Annotated in this window: 14 protein-coding genes; all 14 read left to right on the top strand. The window is 43.4% G+C overall.

Annotated elements, in window-relative coordinates:
- Nucleotides 1-6 precede the first annotated feature (6 nt).
- The 14 genes from MHB50_RS09740 (at nucleotide 7) to MHB50_RS09675 (ending at nucleotide 17,220) form a co-directional block, all read left to right on the top strand.
- A complete protein-coding gene (locus MHB50_RS09740) occupies nucleotides 7-777 on the top strand; it encodes a ClpP family protease (protein ID WP_077111679.1) in 771 nt (256 codons plus the stop codon).
- Complete coding sequence (locus MHB50_RS09735) at nucleotides 774-998, top strand: YlzJ-like family protein (RefSeq protein WP_205179881.1); 225 nt, start codon at nucleotides 774-776, stop codon at nucleotides 996-998. Before MHB50_RS09740 ends, MHB50_RS09735 begins: the two co-directional genes overlap by 4 nt.
- A gap of 722 nt (nucleotides 999-1,720) precedes the next feature.
- Nucleotides 1,721-4,033, top strand: coding sequence for a DNA translocase FtsK (locus MHB50_RS09730; protein ID WP_339163446.1), 2,313 nt, complete (start codon nucleotides 1,721-1,723; stop codon nucleotides 4,031-4,033).
- Between the two features lie 103 nt (nucleotides 4,034-4,136).
- On the top strand, nucleotides 4,137-5,414 hold the full coding sequence (locus tag MHB50_RS09725; RefSeq protein WP_205179993.1) for a pitrilysin family protein: 1,278 nt from the start codon (nucleotides 4,137-4,139) through the stop codon (nucleotides 5,412-5,414).
- On the top strand, nucleotides 5,414-6,703 hold the full coding sequence (locus MHB50_RS09720) for a pitrilysin family protein (protein WP_205179997.1): 1,290 nt from the start codon (nucleotides 5,414-5,416) through the stop codon (nucleotides 6,701-6,703). The genes MHB50_RS09725 and MHB50_RS09720 overlap by 1 nt, the downstream gene beginning before the upstream one ends.
- Nucleotides 6,704-6,800: 97 nt before the next feature.
- Complete coding sequence (locus MHB50_RS09715; protein ID WP_205179991.1) at nucleotides 6,801-7,526, top strand: SDR family oxidoreductase; 726 nt, start codon at nucleotides 6,801-6,803, stop codon at nucleotides 7,524-7,526.
- Nucleotides 7,527-7,616: 90 nt separating this feature from the next.
- Complete coding sequence (locus MHB50_RS09710; protein ID WP_077111673.1) at nucleotides 7,617-7,874, top strand: DUF3243 domain-containing protein; 258 nt, start codon at nucleotides 7,617-7,619, stop codon at nucleotides 7,872-7,874.
- A 133-nt stretch (nucleotides 7,875-8,007) separates the two neighbouring features.
- On the top strand, nucleotides 8,008-8,808 hold the full coding sequence (locus MHB50_RS09705) for a DUF3388 domain-containing protein (RefSeq protein WP_077111672.1): 801 nt from the start codon (nucleotides 8,008-8,010) through the stop codon (nucleotides 8,806-8,808).
- Nucleotides 8,809-8,852: 44 nt separating this feature from the next.
- Nucleotides 8,853-9,767 (top strand): RodZ domain-containing protein, encoded by a 915-nt coding sequence (locus MHB50_RS09700; RefSeq protein ID WP_340085204.1) that lies wholly within the window; start codon nucleotides 8,853-8,855, stop codon nucleotides 9,765-9,767.
- 126 nt (nucleotides 9,768-9,893) lie between these two features.
- Nucleotides 9,894-10,472 (top strand): CDP-diacylglycerol--glycerol-3-phosphate 3-phosphatidyltransferase, encoded by a 579-nt coding sequence (pgsA, locus tag MHB50_RS09695; protein ID WP_077111670.1) that lies wholly within the window; start codon nucleotides 9,894-9,896, stop codon nucleotides 10,470-10,472.
- Between the two features lie 17 nt (nucleotides 10,473-10,489).
- Nucleotides 10,490-11,743: a competence/damage-inducible protein A gene (locus MHB50_RS09690; RefSeq protein ID WP_339163442.1), complete on the top strand. Its 1,254-nt coding sequence runs from the start codon at nucleotides 10,490-10,492 to the stop codon at nucleotides 11,741-11,743.
- Between the two features lie 1,018 nt (nucleotides 11,744-12,761).
- Nucleotides 12,762-13,799, top strand: a complete 1,038-nt coding sequence (gene recA / locus MHB50_RS09685) for a recombinase RecA (RefSeq protein ID WP_077111668.1) — start codon at nucleotides 12,762-12,764, stop codon at nucleotides 13,797-13,799.
- A gap of 910 nt (nucleotides 13,800-14,709) precedes the next feature.
- Nucleotides 14,710-16,272 (top strand): ribonuclease Y, encoded by a 1,563-nt coding sequence (rny, locus tag MHB50_RS09680; RefSeq protein WP_077111667.1) that lies wholly within the window; start codon nucleotides 14,710-14,712, stop codon nucleotides 16,270-16,272.
- A gap of 150 nt (nucleotides 16,273-16,422) precedes the next feature.
- On the top strand, nucleotides 16,423-17,220 hold the full coding sequence (locus MHB50_RS09675; protein WP_077111666.1) for a TIGR00282 family metallophosphoesterase: 798 nt from the start codon (nucleotides 16,423-16,425) through the stop codon (nucleotides 17,218-17,220).
- Nucleotides 17,221-17,294: the final 74 nt, after the last annotated feature.

The raw sequence follows: 17,294 nt of genomic DNA, 5'->3' as shown, positions 1-17,294 counted from the left end.
GACTCCATGAATAATGACAATCATCCAGAATATCGTTTTGAAACACCAAATGAAACGCCGAATGAAACACCTGAAAACAAGCCTTCCGGCATCATAGAGAAAATACAACAGTTAGGGCAAACGAATGTTCCGCAAATGCCTCAGGATACGAACATACATTGCTTGACGATCATCGGCCAAATTGAGGGGCATATGCAACTGCCTCCTCAAAATAAAACAACAAAATATGAACATATTATCCCGCAATTGGCGGCGATTGAACAAAACCCCAATATTAAAGGACTACTCGTCGTATTAAATACCGTTGGCGGTGATGTGGAAGCGGGCTTGGCCATATCGGAAATGTTGTCTACCTTGACGAAGCCATCTGTTTCGATTGTCCTAGGAGGAGGCCACTCCATTGGCGTGCCCATAGCCGTTTCCTGCTCTTATTCCTTTATCGCAGAGACTGCCACAATGACCATCCACCCCATCAGGTTGACCGGGCTTGTCATCGGTGTTCCCCAATCCTTTGAGTACATGGATAAAATGCAAGAGCGGGTTGTAAAATTTGTCACTAGCCATTCCAATATTTCCGAGGAAAAATTTAAAGACCTCATGTTTGCGAAAGGAAATTTAACGAGAGATATTGGAACCAATATTATCGGAAAAGAAGCTGTGAAATATGGGTTAATAGATGAAGTGGGCGGCATAGGAAAGGCGATGAAAAAGTTGAATGAACTCATTGAACTAAATGATCCCGGCAAAAATGAAGAAGAAGGAGGCATCATCCAATGATCATCCATTCAATCGTTCCGCATGAACTCATTTTCCCTGCCCATGATGAAGATTTCTCGAACCAAAGACAGTGTCAGTGGAACGGCATCCCGCTCATCGTGCAGCCGGAAGGGGAGCAATGTAAAGTGGTTCGGGTCATGAGCAGTAACTTGGAAGACTTTTTGCGTCCGGAAATACAGCCCGGTTCTTACTTAACGATCAACGAAACAAAGCTGTTATAGGCTTTGACCGCTGTTCCCGCTTTCATGTATCATTACTTCAGCCAGCCAAATCTATGATATAATGGAAAGAAAATGCAGCCCCGGTTTTCAGGCTGCTTTCTCTTTACCCCGCATGTAAGGTGCCGTAAGGCTCCCACTTCAAAATCTTGAGTGAATACAAAAGGTCCAAGTGTGAGAAAACGGCACCTAAATGCCCGATTGGTTCAACTAACATTTCTTGGGAAAGGCATCCAAGAAATGAAGTTTCACTTTATCCCGCATGTAAGGTGCCGTAAGACTCCCACTTCAAAATCTTGAGTGAATACAAAAGGTCTAAGTGTGAGAAAACGGCACCTAAATGCCCGATTGGTTCAACTAACATTTCTTGGGAAAGGCACACCAAGAAATGAAGTTTCACTTTATCCCGCATGTAAGGTGCCATAAGACTTCCACTTCAAAATCTTGAGTGAATACAAAAGGTCCAAGTGTGAGAAAACGGCACCTAAATGCCCGATTGGTTCAACTAACATTTCTTGGGAAAGGCATCCAAGAAATGAAGTTTCTCTTTACCCCGCATGTAAGGTGCCGTAAGACTCCCACTTCAAAATCTTGAGTGAATACAAAAAGTCTAAGTGTGAGAAAACGGCACCTAAATGCCCGATTGGTTCAACTAACATTTCTTGGGAAAGGCATCCAAGAAATGAAGTTTCACTTTATTTTTTAATGATCGCAAGGTGAATAAGATGGCAAAACGAAAAAAAAGAAGTCGAAAAGCGAATAAATTGAAAAGGATCTTACAATTTGAACTCGCAGGTATCGCGTTATTCGCGTTATGCTTAATTTCCATCGTGAAATTGGGAGCGGTCGGGCGAGGAATACACAACTTCTTTTACTTTTTCCTTGGCGAATGGTATATGGCCGGGATGCTTTGGGTACTGTATATGGCCGCTTTTTTTGTTGTTAAAAGGGAATGGCCGCCCTTTTTTAAGGGAAGGCTCATTGGCATCTATTTCATATTGTCGAGCGTACTTTTGTTTTCTCATATCAGGCTATTCGGATTTATGTCGGAAAAAGGGCTGCTGGACAACGCCAGTGTGATTAAAAATACATATTCCCTTTTCATGCAAATCATCCAAAATGAAACATCGACAAATGACCTTGGCGGCGGGATGATCGGCGCCGTTTTGTTTTCGGGGTCTCATTTACTATTTGACACAACCGGAACGAAAATCATCAGCTTTTTTCTCATCTTTACAGGCGTATTACTCTTGACAGGCAAATCGATTGGAGGATTTATTGAAGCGGCAGGTCTCAAGGGCCTGGCATTCTTTAAGAAACAATGGGCGGCATTTAAAAACGACCTGAAAGAGTGGAGGGCGGAAAAGGCAGAAAAAAGAGCGAGAAAAGAAGATGAAAAAGCAAATGAAACAGTGGTACAAAACGAGGATATTGTGAAAAAAGTTGTCGAGGAAGAAGTGGAACCCATTATATCGAGTTTTACGGAACGAGATCCGGCTGCGCATGATCAGCCAATGGTGACGGAGAGCGAAAAGCCGGTGAAGCCAAAACAGGAAAACACGGCGGACGAAGACATATCACAACCTCTTACTTTTACAGAAGTGGAAAATAAAGATTATAAGCTTCCCCCCAACTCTTTGCTTGTAAGGCCGAAAGCAGCCGACCAAAGAAGCGAGTACAAATTAATCCATTCAAATGCGGCAAAACTTGAAAAAACATTTCAGAGCTTCGGTGTAAAAGCACGTGTCACGCAAGTTCATTTGGGGCCGGCGGTAACAAAATATGAGGTTCATCCGGACGCAGGTGTAAAGGTAAGCCGGATTGTAAGCCTCAGTGACGACTTAGCCCTGGCGTTGGCGGCAAAAGATATAAGAATTGAAGCCCCCATTCCGGGAAAGTCGGCAATTGGCATAGAAGTGCCGAATTCGGAAGTTGCCGTCGTATCGCTAAGGGAAGTACTGGAGTCGAAACAACACCAAAAGCCCGAAGCGAAGCTGCAAATTGGCTTAGGCAGGGACATAACGGGCGAGGCGGTGGTAGCAGAGCTGAATAAAATGCCGCATCTTCTCGTAGCCGGGGCAACGGGAAGCGGGAAAAGCGTATGTATTAACGGGATCATTACAAGCATTTTAATGAGGGCAAAGCCGCATGAAGTGAAAATGATGATGATTGACCCCAAGATGGTGGAATTAAATGTTTATAATGGTATTCCCCATTTGCTTGCCCCTGTTGTTACGGATGCCCGCAAAGCATCACAGGCGCTGAAAAAAGTAGTCAGCGAAATGGAAAGACGTTATGAACTGTTTTCCCATACCGGGACTAGAAATATTGAAGGCTATAATGAGTTCGTCAACCGTATGAATGTGAAAATGGAGGACAAACAGCCGCTTTTACCTTACATTGTCGTCATCGTCGACGAACTCGCCGATTTAATGATGGTGGCTTCTAATGATGTGGAGGATTCGATCACTCGGCTCGCCCAAATGGCCCGGGCCGCAGGAATTCATTTGATTATCGCCACACAACGACCATCTGTGGACGTTATTACCGGCGTCATCAAGGCAAATATCCCTTCGCGTATTGCGTTTGCCGTATCCTCGCAAACCGATTCGAGAACAATTCTTGATACAGGTGGGGCGGAAAAATTGCTTGGCAGGGGGGATATGTTATTTCTGCCGGTCGGCGCATCCAAGCCTGTTCGTGTGCAGGGAGCATTTTTATCTGACAAAGAGGTTGAAAATGTCGTCGAATTTGTGATATCCCAGCAAAAAGCACAGTATCAGGAAGAGATGATCCCGGAAGATATTCCGGAAACAGCTGCTGAAGTGGAGGACGAGCTTTATGAAGATGCCGTTCAACTGATTGCGGAGATGCAGACAGCCTCTGTTTCCATGCTCCAACGCCGATTCAGAATCGGTTATACGAGGGCTGCCAGACTGATTGATGAAATGGAGGCTCGGGGAATAGTAGGTCCATATGAGGGGAGTAAACCTCGAGCAGTACTAATACCGAAACAGACAGAGGAACAGACATCATAAACGTTCAAGGCTGTATATCCCCAAGGAATAAGGCATACGATATGCATGAGGAAGTTTTTTCAATTTTAAGCCCTATTTTCATTGTAAAAAGGAGGCGTGGCGAATGGCGCTGCTCCAGGAAGAAACAGTAAAAATAAATGGATATACTTTACATTTGATAAAAACAGATAAATTTAAAACGAATACGTTTATCTGGAAAATGAAGGCTCCTTTAGAGCAGGACACAGTCACTTTGCGGGCGCTGTTGCCGCAAGTATTGCAAAGCGGGACGAAAAACCATCCAACGACGGCAAGCTTGCGCTCCTATTTGGATGATTTATACGGAGCAACGCTTCAAGTGGATTTAGCCAAAAAAGGGGAATATCATATTATCACTTTTACCATTGAAATTGCGAATGAGGCTTATTTACAAGGAAGTGAGCCGCTGCTGCAAAAAGCCGTGGTTTTGCTCAAAGAAGTCTTATTACATCCAAATGCTACTAACAATGCTTTTGATTCGGAAACAGTCGAGAAAGAAAAGCGGAATTTAAAACAGCGGATCACATCTGTTTACGATGATAAAATGCGTTATGCCAGCGTCCGTTTGACCGAAGAAATGTGCAAGGGAGAGCGATACGCGCTTTTTGTTCATGGAGAAGCGGAACGGATAGATGAGATAACACCTGAATCTCTATATCAATACTATGAAAAAGCCCTGGCGGAAGATGAGCTGGATCTTTATATTATCGGGGATATTGACCGCGAGGAAGCTGAAACATATTGTGAACAGATAAGCTTTACAGACCGCGCGCCAAAGACCATTGATGCGGAAGGCGGGCAACCGGACAGGGATTTGAAAACGATTGTGGAAAGACTGGATGTAAAGCAGGGGAAATTAAATATCGGGTATCGTACAAATATCCGCTACGGTCATAGGGACTATTTCCATTTGCAAATGTTTAACGGCATTTTCGGAGGATTCCCCCACTCAAAATTATTCATCAATGTACGTGAAAAAGCACACTTGGCCTATTATGCGGCCAGCCGGATTGAAAGTCATAAAGGGCTGCTCATGGTGATGGCCGGAATTGATGATAAAAATTACGAACAGGCAACAACGATCATCCACGAACAAATGACTTCCATGAAATCCGGAAATTTTACAGAACAAGAAATGGAACAGACAAAGGCAGTGATCAAAAACCAATTCCTTGAAGCGATCGATACATCTAGAGGACTGGTTGAAGTCCTTTACCATAACGTCATTGCCCGGGCAAACATTAAACCGGAAGACTGGATTCATGAAGTGGCCAACACGACGAAAGATGATGTCGTTGCCGTCGCTAAAAAAGTACAATTGGATACGATATACTTTTTGACAGGCGGAAAGGGGGAGAAATGATGAAGACACTTGTTTTCGAGCAGTTAAAGGAAACCATTTATTACGAAACGTTGGAAAACGGCTTGGATGTGTATATTTTGCCAAAGCCAGGTTTCAATAAAACATTTGCCACATTTACGACAAAGTACGGATCAATCGACAACACCTTTATTCCGCTCAACGGTCAACAACTGCAAACCGTACCCGATGGAATCGCCCACTTTTTGGAACATAAGATGTTTGAGAAAGAAGATGGCGATGTATTCCAATTGTTTAGTAAGCAGGGAGCTTCTGCCAATGCATTTACGTCATTTACACGGACAGCCTATTTATTTTCCAGCACCTCAAATGTGAAGCAAAACCTGGAAACACTTATTCATATGGTCCAGGAGCCTTACTTTACCGAAAAAACAGTTGAAAAAGAAAAAGGCATCATCGGCCAGGAAATAACGATGTACGATGACAATCCCGATTGGAGGGTTTATTTTGGGGTCATTGAAAACATGTACCACAACCACCCTGTAAAAATCGATATTGCCGGTACGATCGAATCCATTTCCGAGATTACAGCCGATCTTTTATATCTATGCTATAAGACTTTTTATCACCCAAGCAACATGCTGCTATTTATTACCGGTCCGGTTGATCCACAGGAAATGATGGAATTTATTCGCGCGGATCAAAGCAAAAAGCAATTTGAAAAAGCGGCTGATATTGTACGCCACTTTGAGGATGAACCACCCACTGTCGCCAAAAAGAAACAAGTTTTGCAAATGGATGTTCAGACAGCCAAATGCTTAGTAGGCGTAAAAGCCATGCAACCCGAGACAGAGGGGAAACAATTGCTTAAAACAGAAGTGGTGATGAATTTGCTGCTTGATACATTGTTCAGCAAAAGTTCAAGCCATTACGAGTCACTTTATAATGAAGGGCTCATTGACGAAACGTTTCAATATGATTTTACACAGGAAGACAGCTTCGGGTTTGCGATTATAGGGGGGGATACAAGGGACCCCGATCGTTTGACGAAGCGGCTTAATGAAATCTTGCTTGGGGATGTATCGGCCTACTTGACGGAGGAGATGCTTGAAAGAGCCAAAAAGAAGCGGATTGGCGGCTTTTTAAGATCTTTGAACTCACCGGAATTTATCGCCAACCAGTTTACCCGATATGCATTTAACAACTCCAATTTATTTGAAGTGCTTCCTGTTATAGAAAACATTACACATAACGATGCTGTGACCGCAGCGCAACAATTTTTTTCCGAAGACCGCATATCGGTTTGCCAAGTAATACCAAAAGGCAGTTAAGGCCTGGCTAGCGCCAGGCTCTTTTGTTGGAAAGGAGAGGTATATTTTTTGAGGAAAATCATCTGAATTAGCGCCTAAGCGGAAAGGAAAGATGTTAATGAAAAAATTTGCTTTAATTACGGGGGCAAGCGGAGGCATTGGAGCATCTACCGCAAAAATATTGGCGAAAGAAGGTTGGAATCTGTATTTACATTATCATAGGAATGAAGAAAAAATCAAAGCCCTTATGAAAGAAATTGCTGAATATCATGAAGTTGAAATGATACCTGTTCAAGCAAATTTAGAAAAGGCCGGAGGTTGTCAAAAGCTGATTGACAATATTTTCGATATTCAAGCTATTGTTTATTCGAGTGGAAACGCTCCCTTTGGGCTTTTTACAGAACTTGATGATGAAACGGTGGAACAAACCATTCAACTTCACGTAAAAAGTCCAATTGCACTAATCAGACATTTGCTGCCAAAGCTGATGCGAAACAACGCTTCACAAATTGTATTAATCAGTTCTATTTGGGGCCAGACAGGCGCCGCTTGTGAGGTGTTGTATTCAACTGTCAAAGGGGCGCAGATTTCTTTCGTAAAGGCTTTGAGCAAGGAAGTGGCCAGCAATGGTTTAAACGTAAATTGTATTGCTCCCGGGGCCGTCAGAACCGATATGTTAAAGCATTTTACAAGTGATGAACTCGAACAGCTGAAAGAAGAGATTCCGATGAGAAGGCTTGGAAGGCCGGAAGAAGTCGCCGAAGCGGCAGCATTTTTATTATCAAGCAGGGCATCCTACATAACCGGACAAGTCATTGCTGTGAACGGCGGCTGGTATACTTGACATTTTGCGGCCGATGCCAAATTCATGAATAATTCATGTAAAGTGACAAATAATAACATTGTACGAATTTAGTGAAGGAGGCATTTGATCATGTCAGTACTTGAAAACTGGGAACAATGGAAAAACTTTCTCGGAGACCGCCTAGACCAAGCACAACGGCAAGGAATGTCAGATGAGATTATTAACCAAATGGCGCATCAGGTTGGGGACTATTTAGCAAAGCAAGTTGATCCTAAAAATGAACAGGAAAGAGTGTTATCAGATTTGTGGTCAGTTGCGTCTGAAGAGGAGCAACAAGCCATCGCGCGTGTAATGGTTAAGCTGGTTGAAAATAACAGCACTCACTGATGAAGCATAGAGAGGACGTACTCCTCTCTTTTTTTTTCGTCATTTTTTTCTTTTAACTTTAATAAAAATCAGATATGATATAAGCTAGAAATGAATGGTTGGGGCATTTTTCGTTTTGAGGAGCTGTAAAAAGATGGACCGAAAAGAATGGTATTTAGAATATGAGATCAAAATTGACCGGCCTGGTTTGTTAGGGGATATTTCATCCCTTTTAGGCATGCTCTCCATTAATATTGTCAGTATTAACGGGATAGACAGCGGGCGGCGTGGATTGCTGATTCGGGCGCAAAACGAAGATCAAATTATCCGCCTTCAATCTATATTGGAAACCGTAGAAACGATTAAAGTAAGAAAAATGAGGGAACCTAAATTAAGAGATAAGCTGGCAGTCCGTCATGGACGTTATATACAAAGGGATCACGATGATAAGAAAACATTCCGCTTTGTTAGAGATGAGCTTGGAATTCTTGTCGATTTTATGGCCGAATTGTTTAAAGAGAAAGGCCATAAACTTATTGGGATCCGGGGAATGCCGCGAGTCGGCAAAACAGAATCGGTTGTTGCAGCAAGTGTCTGTGCAAATAAAAAGTGGCTGTTTGTTTCATCCACCTTGTTAAAGCAGACGATCCGCAAAGAGTTAATCAAAGATGAATATAATGAAAATAACATTTTCATTATAGACGGGATCGTTTCCAGAAGAAGGGCGGACGAGCGGCATTTGCAGCTAGTCAGGGAAATTATGAGCCTGCCTGCAGTCAAAGTAATCGAGCACCCGGATATTTTTGTTGAACATTCCGAGTATTCCATTGAAGATTTTGACTACATTATTGAACTGCGCAACAACCCGGAAGAAGAGATTACATATGAAACCGTTAATAAGCACAACTTTTTTCCTAATCAAGGAATGGGCGGTTTCGGCGGATTTGATTTTTAGGATTGGTGGTGTTTGCTTTGACTGAATTAGGGAGCCGTCTGAGAATGGCTCGTGAAGAAAAGGGAATCAGTTTGGAACAACTTCAATCAATGACAAAAATCCAAAAAAAGTATTTGATTGGGATTGAAGAAGGTAATTATGATATAATGCCGGGAAAATTTTATGCCCGGGCATTTATTAAGCAATACGCTGAAGCAGTTGGTTTATCTCCTGAAGAACTGTTTGAAGAATATCGTTCCGAAATACCCGCTGCATATGAAGAAGATTTAACAGAGCAGCTTTCCCGGGTGCAGTCCCGGAGTTCCATGCCGGCAAGTGCAAACAAATTATTAAAGTATTTGCCTAAGATCATAGCAACAGTTGTTGTGGTCGCTACACTTTTCTTGATCTGGAATTTCTTTACAAAGTCCATTAATACAGCTGACCAGCCAGAAGGAAATAAAGAAGATCAAGCAGTTGATATAGAAGAATCTGATGATATCACTCCTCCCGAACAGCCTGCTAACAAGGAAGACAAGGAAAAAGGTTCAGGCAAAGACAACAAAGAGGACGGTCAAAACAAAGAAGACAAAGAAGATAAAAAAGATAAAAAAGACAAAAAGGACAAAGATACTAACAGCTCCGAAACCCAAAGTATAACTGCCGAAGGTGTATCTGGCAGCGTAACAACATATAAGCTGTCCAAAGCCGAAAAATTCGAATTGAAGGTCAGTGCGACTACAACCGGCGAGACATGGGTAAGTATCAGAGATGGCAGCAACCAAACCCTGTTTCAAGGAATGCTAAAAAACGGAGAAAGCCAAAGCTTCGATTTGACAGAACAAACTCAAGCATATATCGTCGCTGGACGAGCGTTGGATACGGAAATTTATGTAAATGGGGAGAAGCTGGAGTATGAGAATTCACCAGAGCAACATGTAAAACAAGATATTCAAATCCAATTTGAAAAGGGAGAGTGATCTTGTAGCGAAGCAGCCGCTTAAAAGCGGCTATTTTTTGTCAGACTGGATCGTATAAATAAATGGACACAAATCGCCTGGTTAGATTCAGGCGCCTGAAGCTTTTCTTGATGGGAGGACATTATAGTGAATTTACCTAACAAAATAACCGTAGCAAGAATTTTATTAATCCCCGTCTTCCTTATATTAATGCTTGTACCGTTTGAATGGGGAAGCTGGCATATATTTGGGACCGAAATAAAAGCGGCTCATATTGTCGGTGCTGTTGTATTTATTATCGCTTCCATTACGGATTGGATTGACGGATATTTTGCACGAAAGTTAAAACTCGTTACGAACTTGGGAAAATTTCTCGATCCCCTTGCCGACAAACTGCTCGTTTCCGCCGCGTTAATTGTACTCGTTGAAATGCACCTGGCTCCATCCTGGGTCGTAATAACGATTATAAGCCGCGAGTTTGCCGTTACGGGGCTGCGATTGATTCTGGCGGGATCTGGGGAAGTGGTCGCGGCCAACATGCTTGGGAAAATTAAAACATGGACGCAAATTGTTGCCATCAGTGCCTTGCTTCTTCATAACATACCATTTTCGGCAATCAACTTCCCGTTTGCGGATATTATGCTTTACATTTCCCTTATCTTTACTGTTTGGTCAGGTTATGAGTACTTTCATATAAATCGGAGCATCTTTAAACATTCGAAATGACAGGAAGTGATCAATGAATGAAAGCGGAAATCATTGCCGTTGGAACGGAGCTATTACTTGGACAAATTGCCAATACAAACGCCCAATATTTGTCGCAACAATTGGCGGAAATTGGTGTGAATGTATATTTTCATACAGTCGTTGGCGATAACCCCGACCGGCTTGTTCAGGCAATCAGACAGGCCGAAACAAGAGCCGATCTTCTGATTTTTACGGGTGGGCTAGGTCCGACTCAAGACGATTTGACGAAAGAAATTGTCGCCAAGCACCTTGGCAAACAACTGACAACCGATGAATACGCTTGGAAAAAGATCCAGGAATACTTTAAGCGGACTGGAAGAAAGATGACTCCGAATAATAAAAAACAAGCAGATGTTATTGAGAGGGGAAAAGTTCTTCCGAATGAACACGGAATGGCCCCCGGGATATTCCTGCAAAATGACTCGAAGTACTACATGTTGTTGCCGGGTCCTCCGCATGAAATGAAACCGATGTTCAGGATTTACGGTCGAGAAGCCATCTTGGACCAGCTTGAACAACAGGAGCGCATTGAATCGCGGGTTCTTCGTTTTTTTAATATTGGTGAATCACAAATAGCCCATGAGCTTTCGGATCTCATAGAATCGCAATCCAATCCGACCGTGGCCCCGCTTGCCGGTGATGGTGAAGTGACGATTAGAATTACGGCCAGGCATGAACAAGAAGTCATGGCGGTTTCGATGCTGGATGATATTGAAAAACGAATATTAGAGAGAGTGGGGGAATATTTTTACGGATATGATGATACTTCCCTCATGGCTGAATTGCTGAAATTGCTTGAAGAGCGCCAGTTGACCATTGCCGCAGCAGAAAGTTTGACCGGCGGCTTGTTCCAGTCGGAAATGACATCAGTTGTTGGTGTAAGCACCATGCTGCTTGGCGGGATTGTCTGTTATTCCAATAAAGCAAAAATCAAGCTTTGCAATGTTAAGCCGGAAACAATTGAAAAGCATGGCGCCGTCAGCGAACAATGTGCGGCAGAGCTTGCTTCAAACGTCCGCGAAGCTCTTGGTGCGGATATCGGAATCAGTTTTACCGGAGTTGCAGGCCCTGATTCACTTGAAGGCCATCCGGCGGGAACAGTCTGGATCGGCATTGCTTTTAAAGACCAGCCAGCGAAGGCATTGCTTGCCAAAATGGCCGGAACCCGCAACGGAAATCGCAAACGTTCAGTAAAAATGGGTTGCTATCACTTATTAAAAGAATTACAAAAAAGTCGTAGAATTGACTAGTAAGAGCGAGTAACAGGCAACAATAGTTAATAGTGAGAGCGTTGGGGCTGGGACATAAGCAAATACGAAATAACCGAACAATTCATTTATGATTGTTCGGTTTATTTGTGTTGAAAAAATCCCTATCATCGCTACGTCAACATATTTCGCTTTCCGCAGGTCTCTTCAGCTTCCTCGGAAAGCAAAGATCGCTTTCCTGCGGGATCTTCAGCTCGAGCTATTCCCGCAGGAGTCTATATATTTTGACGACGCTAAAAGCTTGCGTATGATACACTGGGCCATTTATCCCGCATGTAAGGTGCCGTAAGACTCCCACTTCAAAATCTTGGGTGAATACAAAGAAAACGGCACCTAAATGCCCGATTGGTTCAACTAACATTCAGTAGGAGCCCTACTGAATGAAGTTTCACTTTATCCCGCATGTAAGTTGCCATATACACTACTTCAAAACCTGAGTTGATTTTGCAGGATTCCTCTGAAGTAGCTGGTGGAGATGGATTTCAAGAAGTTATCGCCATTGTACAAGCCCCAGAATTCAACGTGTGCCTTTTCGAGTTCGCGTGGCCGCTTTGCCTTGATTGTGTCCCAAAAACACCCTCGCCCCCTTTTGGCTGTTTTGGAGCAATAGTGGCTATGCTCGTGAATCCGATCATCAGCCTATCGTGCCGGTGGTGCTATTAAAGATAAAGGAAAACTCGTCGCGAGACCAGATGAATCGTACTCGAAGCAGTGCTGTCTCATATATAGAACTTTCATCCCTTTGGATGCTCCCTCTTTCATTTTAAAGCCCGCGGAACATTTTTTAATATCATCAAAAATTAAGATTTATACTGTTTCATTCCGTTAAAAATCAATATTCGTATCGTCAAATTGTAATTTTGCAAGAAAACAGCCTAGAAAAATACCAGAATGAATGTTCGCTTTTTCCTTGGCAATGGTTTGAAAAAAAGGTATAATAAGATCAGTTCGAACTGATATAACACACCATTGATCATGATAAATACGAGGAGGAAAATTTGTGAGTGATAGACAAGCTGCACTTGATATGGCTTTAAAGCAAATAGAAAAGCAATTTGGAAAAGGTTCTATCATGAAGCTGGGGGAGCAGACTGATCGTAAAATCTCGACGATTCCCAGCGGTTCGTTGGCTTTAGATATTGCACTCGGTGTTGGCGGATACCCGAGAGGAAGGGTCATTGAAATTTACGGGCCTGAAAGTTCGGGTAAAACGACTGTTGCGCTTCACGCGATTGCGGAAGCCCAAGCTCGCGGGGGGCAGGCGGCTTTTATTGATGCCGAGCATGCGCTTGATCCGGTTTATGCCCAAAAGCTGGGCGTTAACATAGATGAGCTACTTTTATCCCAGCCGGATACAGGTGAGCAGGCGCTTGAGATAGCGGAAGCTCTTGTACGAAGCGGAGCCATTGAAATGATCGTCATTGACTCGGTTGCCGCTCTCGTGCCAAAAGCGGAAATTGAAGGAGAAATGGGGGATTCCCACGTTGGTTTGCAGGCGCGGCTCATGTCCCAGGCCCTCAGAAAGCTTTCCGGAGCAATCAATAAGTCTAAGACGATCGCCATATTTATTAACCAAATTAGGGAGAAAGTTGGCGTCATGTTCGGTAATCCGGAAACGACACCTGGTGGACGGGCTTTGAAGTTTTATTCTTCGGTCCGGCTTGAAGTCCGTCGTGCCGAGCAACTTAAGCAAGGACAGGATGTAGTTGGAACGAAGACGAAGATTAAAATTGTCAAAAACAAAGTGGCGCCTCCTTTCCGTGTAGCCGAAGTAGATATTATGTATGGAGAAGGCATTTCCCGTGAAGGAGAAATTATCGACATGGGATCCGAGCTGGATATTATTCAAAAAAGCGGGGCGTGGTATTCATATAACGATGAGCGGCTTGGGCAAGGACGTGAAAACGCCAAGCAGTTTCTGCGCGAGAATGAAGATTTGCGGGATGAAATTATGGTGAAAATCCGCAACCATCACGGCTTGGATGAAGTAAAAGCAGATAATGAAGAAGAACAGGAAGAATTAACACTGTTAGATTGATCCTTTCAACAGCAGAGCGCCGGCTTTGCTGTTTTTGTTTTTCGCCTAGTGATCTTGCAGAATAGAGGATACAAGTTCGAAGATGTGAACGTTAAAGTGATAAAGAGCTTAACAGTGTGTGCCGAGATGTTGCATGGACCCAACTCCCGATTTGGGGACGACTCCATTCGAACCAATCGGTTAGAAAGGACGATGCAAGGTGAGTTCGGCAAGATGAGACTCCATCCAAGCTTTATCCAAATGGGAGCTGTTAAAAAGAAAGGCTCCCGTTTTTAGCTGGTGAGATCTCGTTGATCTGCACAATGCTCATAGCGGCCCGCAGGCGTTCTTATGCCCCTCAGGTGCAAACCGCTCAGAACTGTCGTCATTCGGCTGTTCACATACCGAGCAGAGAAAAAATCGACCGGGAACTTGAGGAAGGAAAATCAGAGCTGGCATAAAAGAAAGCCTGTTCACGTCAAAAACCGTGTAACGGCTGCTGATCAAACGAACGTATACTGTCATTGTCTTGTAGCGACTCGTTAGTGAGAGGTACGAAACTCTGCGCATGAGGGTTCCAAAAAGGAAGGCGAACCCTCACAACAATGATTGGCGGACATTACAAAACAACGGTGAAAGTTTGAAATTCTGTAATATATCTTTACATCAATCTTTATCCGGGTTCATCCCCCTTCTTGTTAAAAGCGAAAGTTTTTCAATGTAAAAAAGAAGGCGGTTTCATCTTTTACTGGTGAACAAGGAGCCATCCCTTGACAATAGTTGTCCACACCTTTAAAATTAACTTGTATATTTTACAAATTTTTTTCACGTGAAATTTGAGCTTGGCTCTGTATATTGAAAGCTTTGTAACAATGTACCAGCCGACAGTTAGATTGCATGATACAAGTTTATAGCAAGAGGGGGTGAAATCATGGATTCAACCATATTCATCATCTCCATTTTGCTTACCCTTATCGTCGGTGTAGTTGTTGCCTATTTCATCTTTAAAACATTTGCTCAAGCAAAGATAACAGGCGCCCAAGGTTCTGCAACACAAATATTAGAAGATGCAAAGCGTGAAGCAGAATCTTTGAAAAAGGAAGCCTTGTTGGAAGCGAAGGATGAAAATCACAAACTTCGTATTGAAACTGAACGAGAACTTCGTGAAAGACGAGCTGAATTGCAAAAACAGGAAAATCGCTTATTGCAAAAGGAGGAGAACCTCGACAGAAAAGATGATACTCTTGCCAAGCGTGAAGACCAGCTTGAAAAGAAAGAGGACTCTCTTAATGAAAGACAACAACATATTGAAGAGATGGAAAGCAAAGTGGATGAAATGATCCGCCAGCAAAAAGCGGAATTAGAACGCATTTCGAGACTAACACGCGAGGAAGCGAAGTCACTTCTTTTAGAAAGTCTTAACAAAGAGTTGGCTCATGACACTGCTTTAATGATAAAAGAAAGTGAAACGCGAGCCAAGGAAGAAGCGGACAAAAAGGCGAAAAACATTCTTTCGCTTGCAATCCAGCGTTGTGCAGCCGACCATGTTGCCGAAACGACTGTGTCAGTGGTCAACTTGCCAAACGATGAAATGAAGGGGCGGATTATCGGCCGGGAAGGCAGGAACATCCGAACTCTTGAAACATTGACGGGCATAGACCTGATTATCGATGACACACCGGAAGCGGTAATACTGTCAGGCTTTGACCCAATCAGGCGGGAAACTGCTAGAATCGCACTCGAAAAGCTTGTACAAGACGGACGCATCCACCCAGCCCGAATCGAAGAAATGGTTGAAAAAGCAAGGCGCGAGGTTGATGAACATATTCGGGAAGTCGGGGAACAAACCACTTTTGAAGTTGGAGTTCATGGCCTGCATCCTGATTTGATCAAAATTCTCGGTCGCTTAAAATACCGGACGAGCTACGGACAAAATGTTCTGAAACATTCAATGGAAGTTGCTCATTTATCCGGGCTGCTCGCTGCAGAACTTGGTGAGGATGAAGCGCTGGCTCGTCGTGCCGGACTGTTGCACGATATCGGGAAAGCCATCGACCATGAAGTGGAAGGCAGCCACGTAGAAATCGGAATTGAACTGGGTACCAAATATAAGGAGCATCCTGTTGTTATTAACAGTATTGCCTCCCACCATGGGGACACCGAGCCGACATCCATCATATCTGTATTGGTTGCTGCTGCAGATGCGTTATCTGCCGCAAGGCCGGGAGCCCGCAGTGAGACATTGGAAAGCTATATTAAACGACTTGAAAAGCTGGAAGAAATTTCGGAATCGTATGATGGTGTAGAAAAATCTTTTGCCATTCAGGCTGGAAGAGAAGTTCGAATCATTGTCAAGCCGGAACAGATCAACGATTTGGAGGCCCATCGACTTGCACGTGATATTCGGAAAAGAATTGAGGAAGACCTTGACTATCCGGGCCACATAAAAGTTACTGTTATTCGAGAAACGAGAGCAGTTGAATATGCAAAATAAAGCGGTGTGACATCACACCGCTTTTTCTGTGGAAAGAGCACACCAGAGTATGGGCTCGTAAGTTCGCGGGAAAACTTAAGTCGGGAAACATGTAACCGATGCGGACATAGACAGGGCAAAACGTTTAATTTAAAGGATAGAGGAGTTTACATGAATATTTTATTTGTTGGAGATGTAGTTGGTGCTCCAGGAAGAAAAATGGTAAAGGAATACTTGCCGAAACTGAAAAGCCATTTCCGGCCTCATCTTACGATCGTGAATGGAGAAAACAGTGCCGGGGGAAGAGGAATTACGGAAGAGATATATAAACAGCTGCTTGAAGCGGGGGCCAATGTCGTTACTCTCGGCAATCATGCATGGGATAATAAAAATATATTTGAATTTATTGATCGGGCCAAGTACATGGTCAGACCGGCTAATTTTCCTCAGGCCCCAGGAACAGGAATCGCTTATGTCAGAATAAATGATGTAGAAGCAGCGGTGATTAATTTGCAAGGCCGGACATTTATGACCCCTCTCGAATGCCCGTTCCAAAAAGCCGAGGAGTTAGTGTTTGAGGCAAAAAATCGCACGGATATAATATTTGTCGATTTCCACGCGGAAGCAACGAGCGAGAAACAGGCAATGGGTTGGTTTCTTGATGGCAAGGTGACGGCTGTAATTGGCACACATACACATGTTCAGACCGCCGATAACCGGATTTTACCAGGGGGTACGGCCTATTTGTCGGATGTAGGCATGACGGGTCCCTACGATGGCATTCTGGGTATGGAAAAAGATGCAGTCATTTATCGTTTTATTACTGGGTTGCCGGCCAGGTTTGAAGTGCCAAATAGCGGACGAAAGCAGTTGAGTGCCTGTATCATTCAAATCAATAAAAATTCTGGTAAAGCGACTTCCATTGAAAGAATATTAATCAACGACGACACGCCTTTTTTTGCTGGCTGACAGTCAAGTAATACGCTTCCACATGTTTCGGACAAACCGGAATAGTTCCGCCTGCGACCGAATATAGTAAAAAT

Source organism: Siminovitchia sp. FSL H7-0308 (assembly GCF_037980985.1).
GTDB classification, from domain to species: Bacteria; Bacillota; Bacilli; order Bacillales; family Bacillaceae_C; genus Siminovitchia; species Siminovitchia thermophila.
Note: the sequence above shows the minus strand (reverse complement) of the source record. Positions and strands in the feature narration are given on the sequence as shown.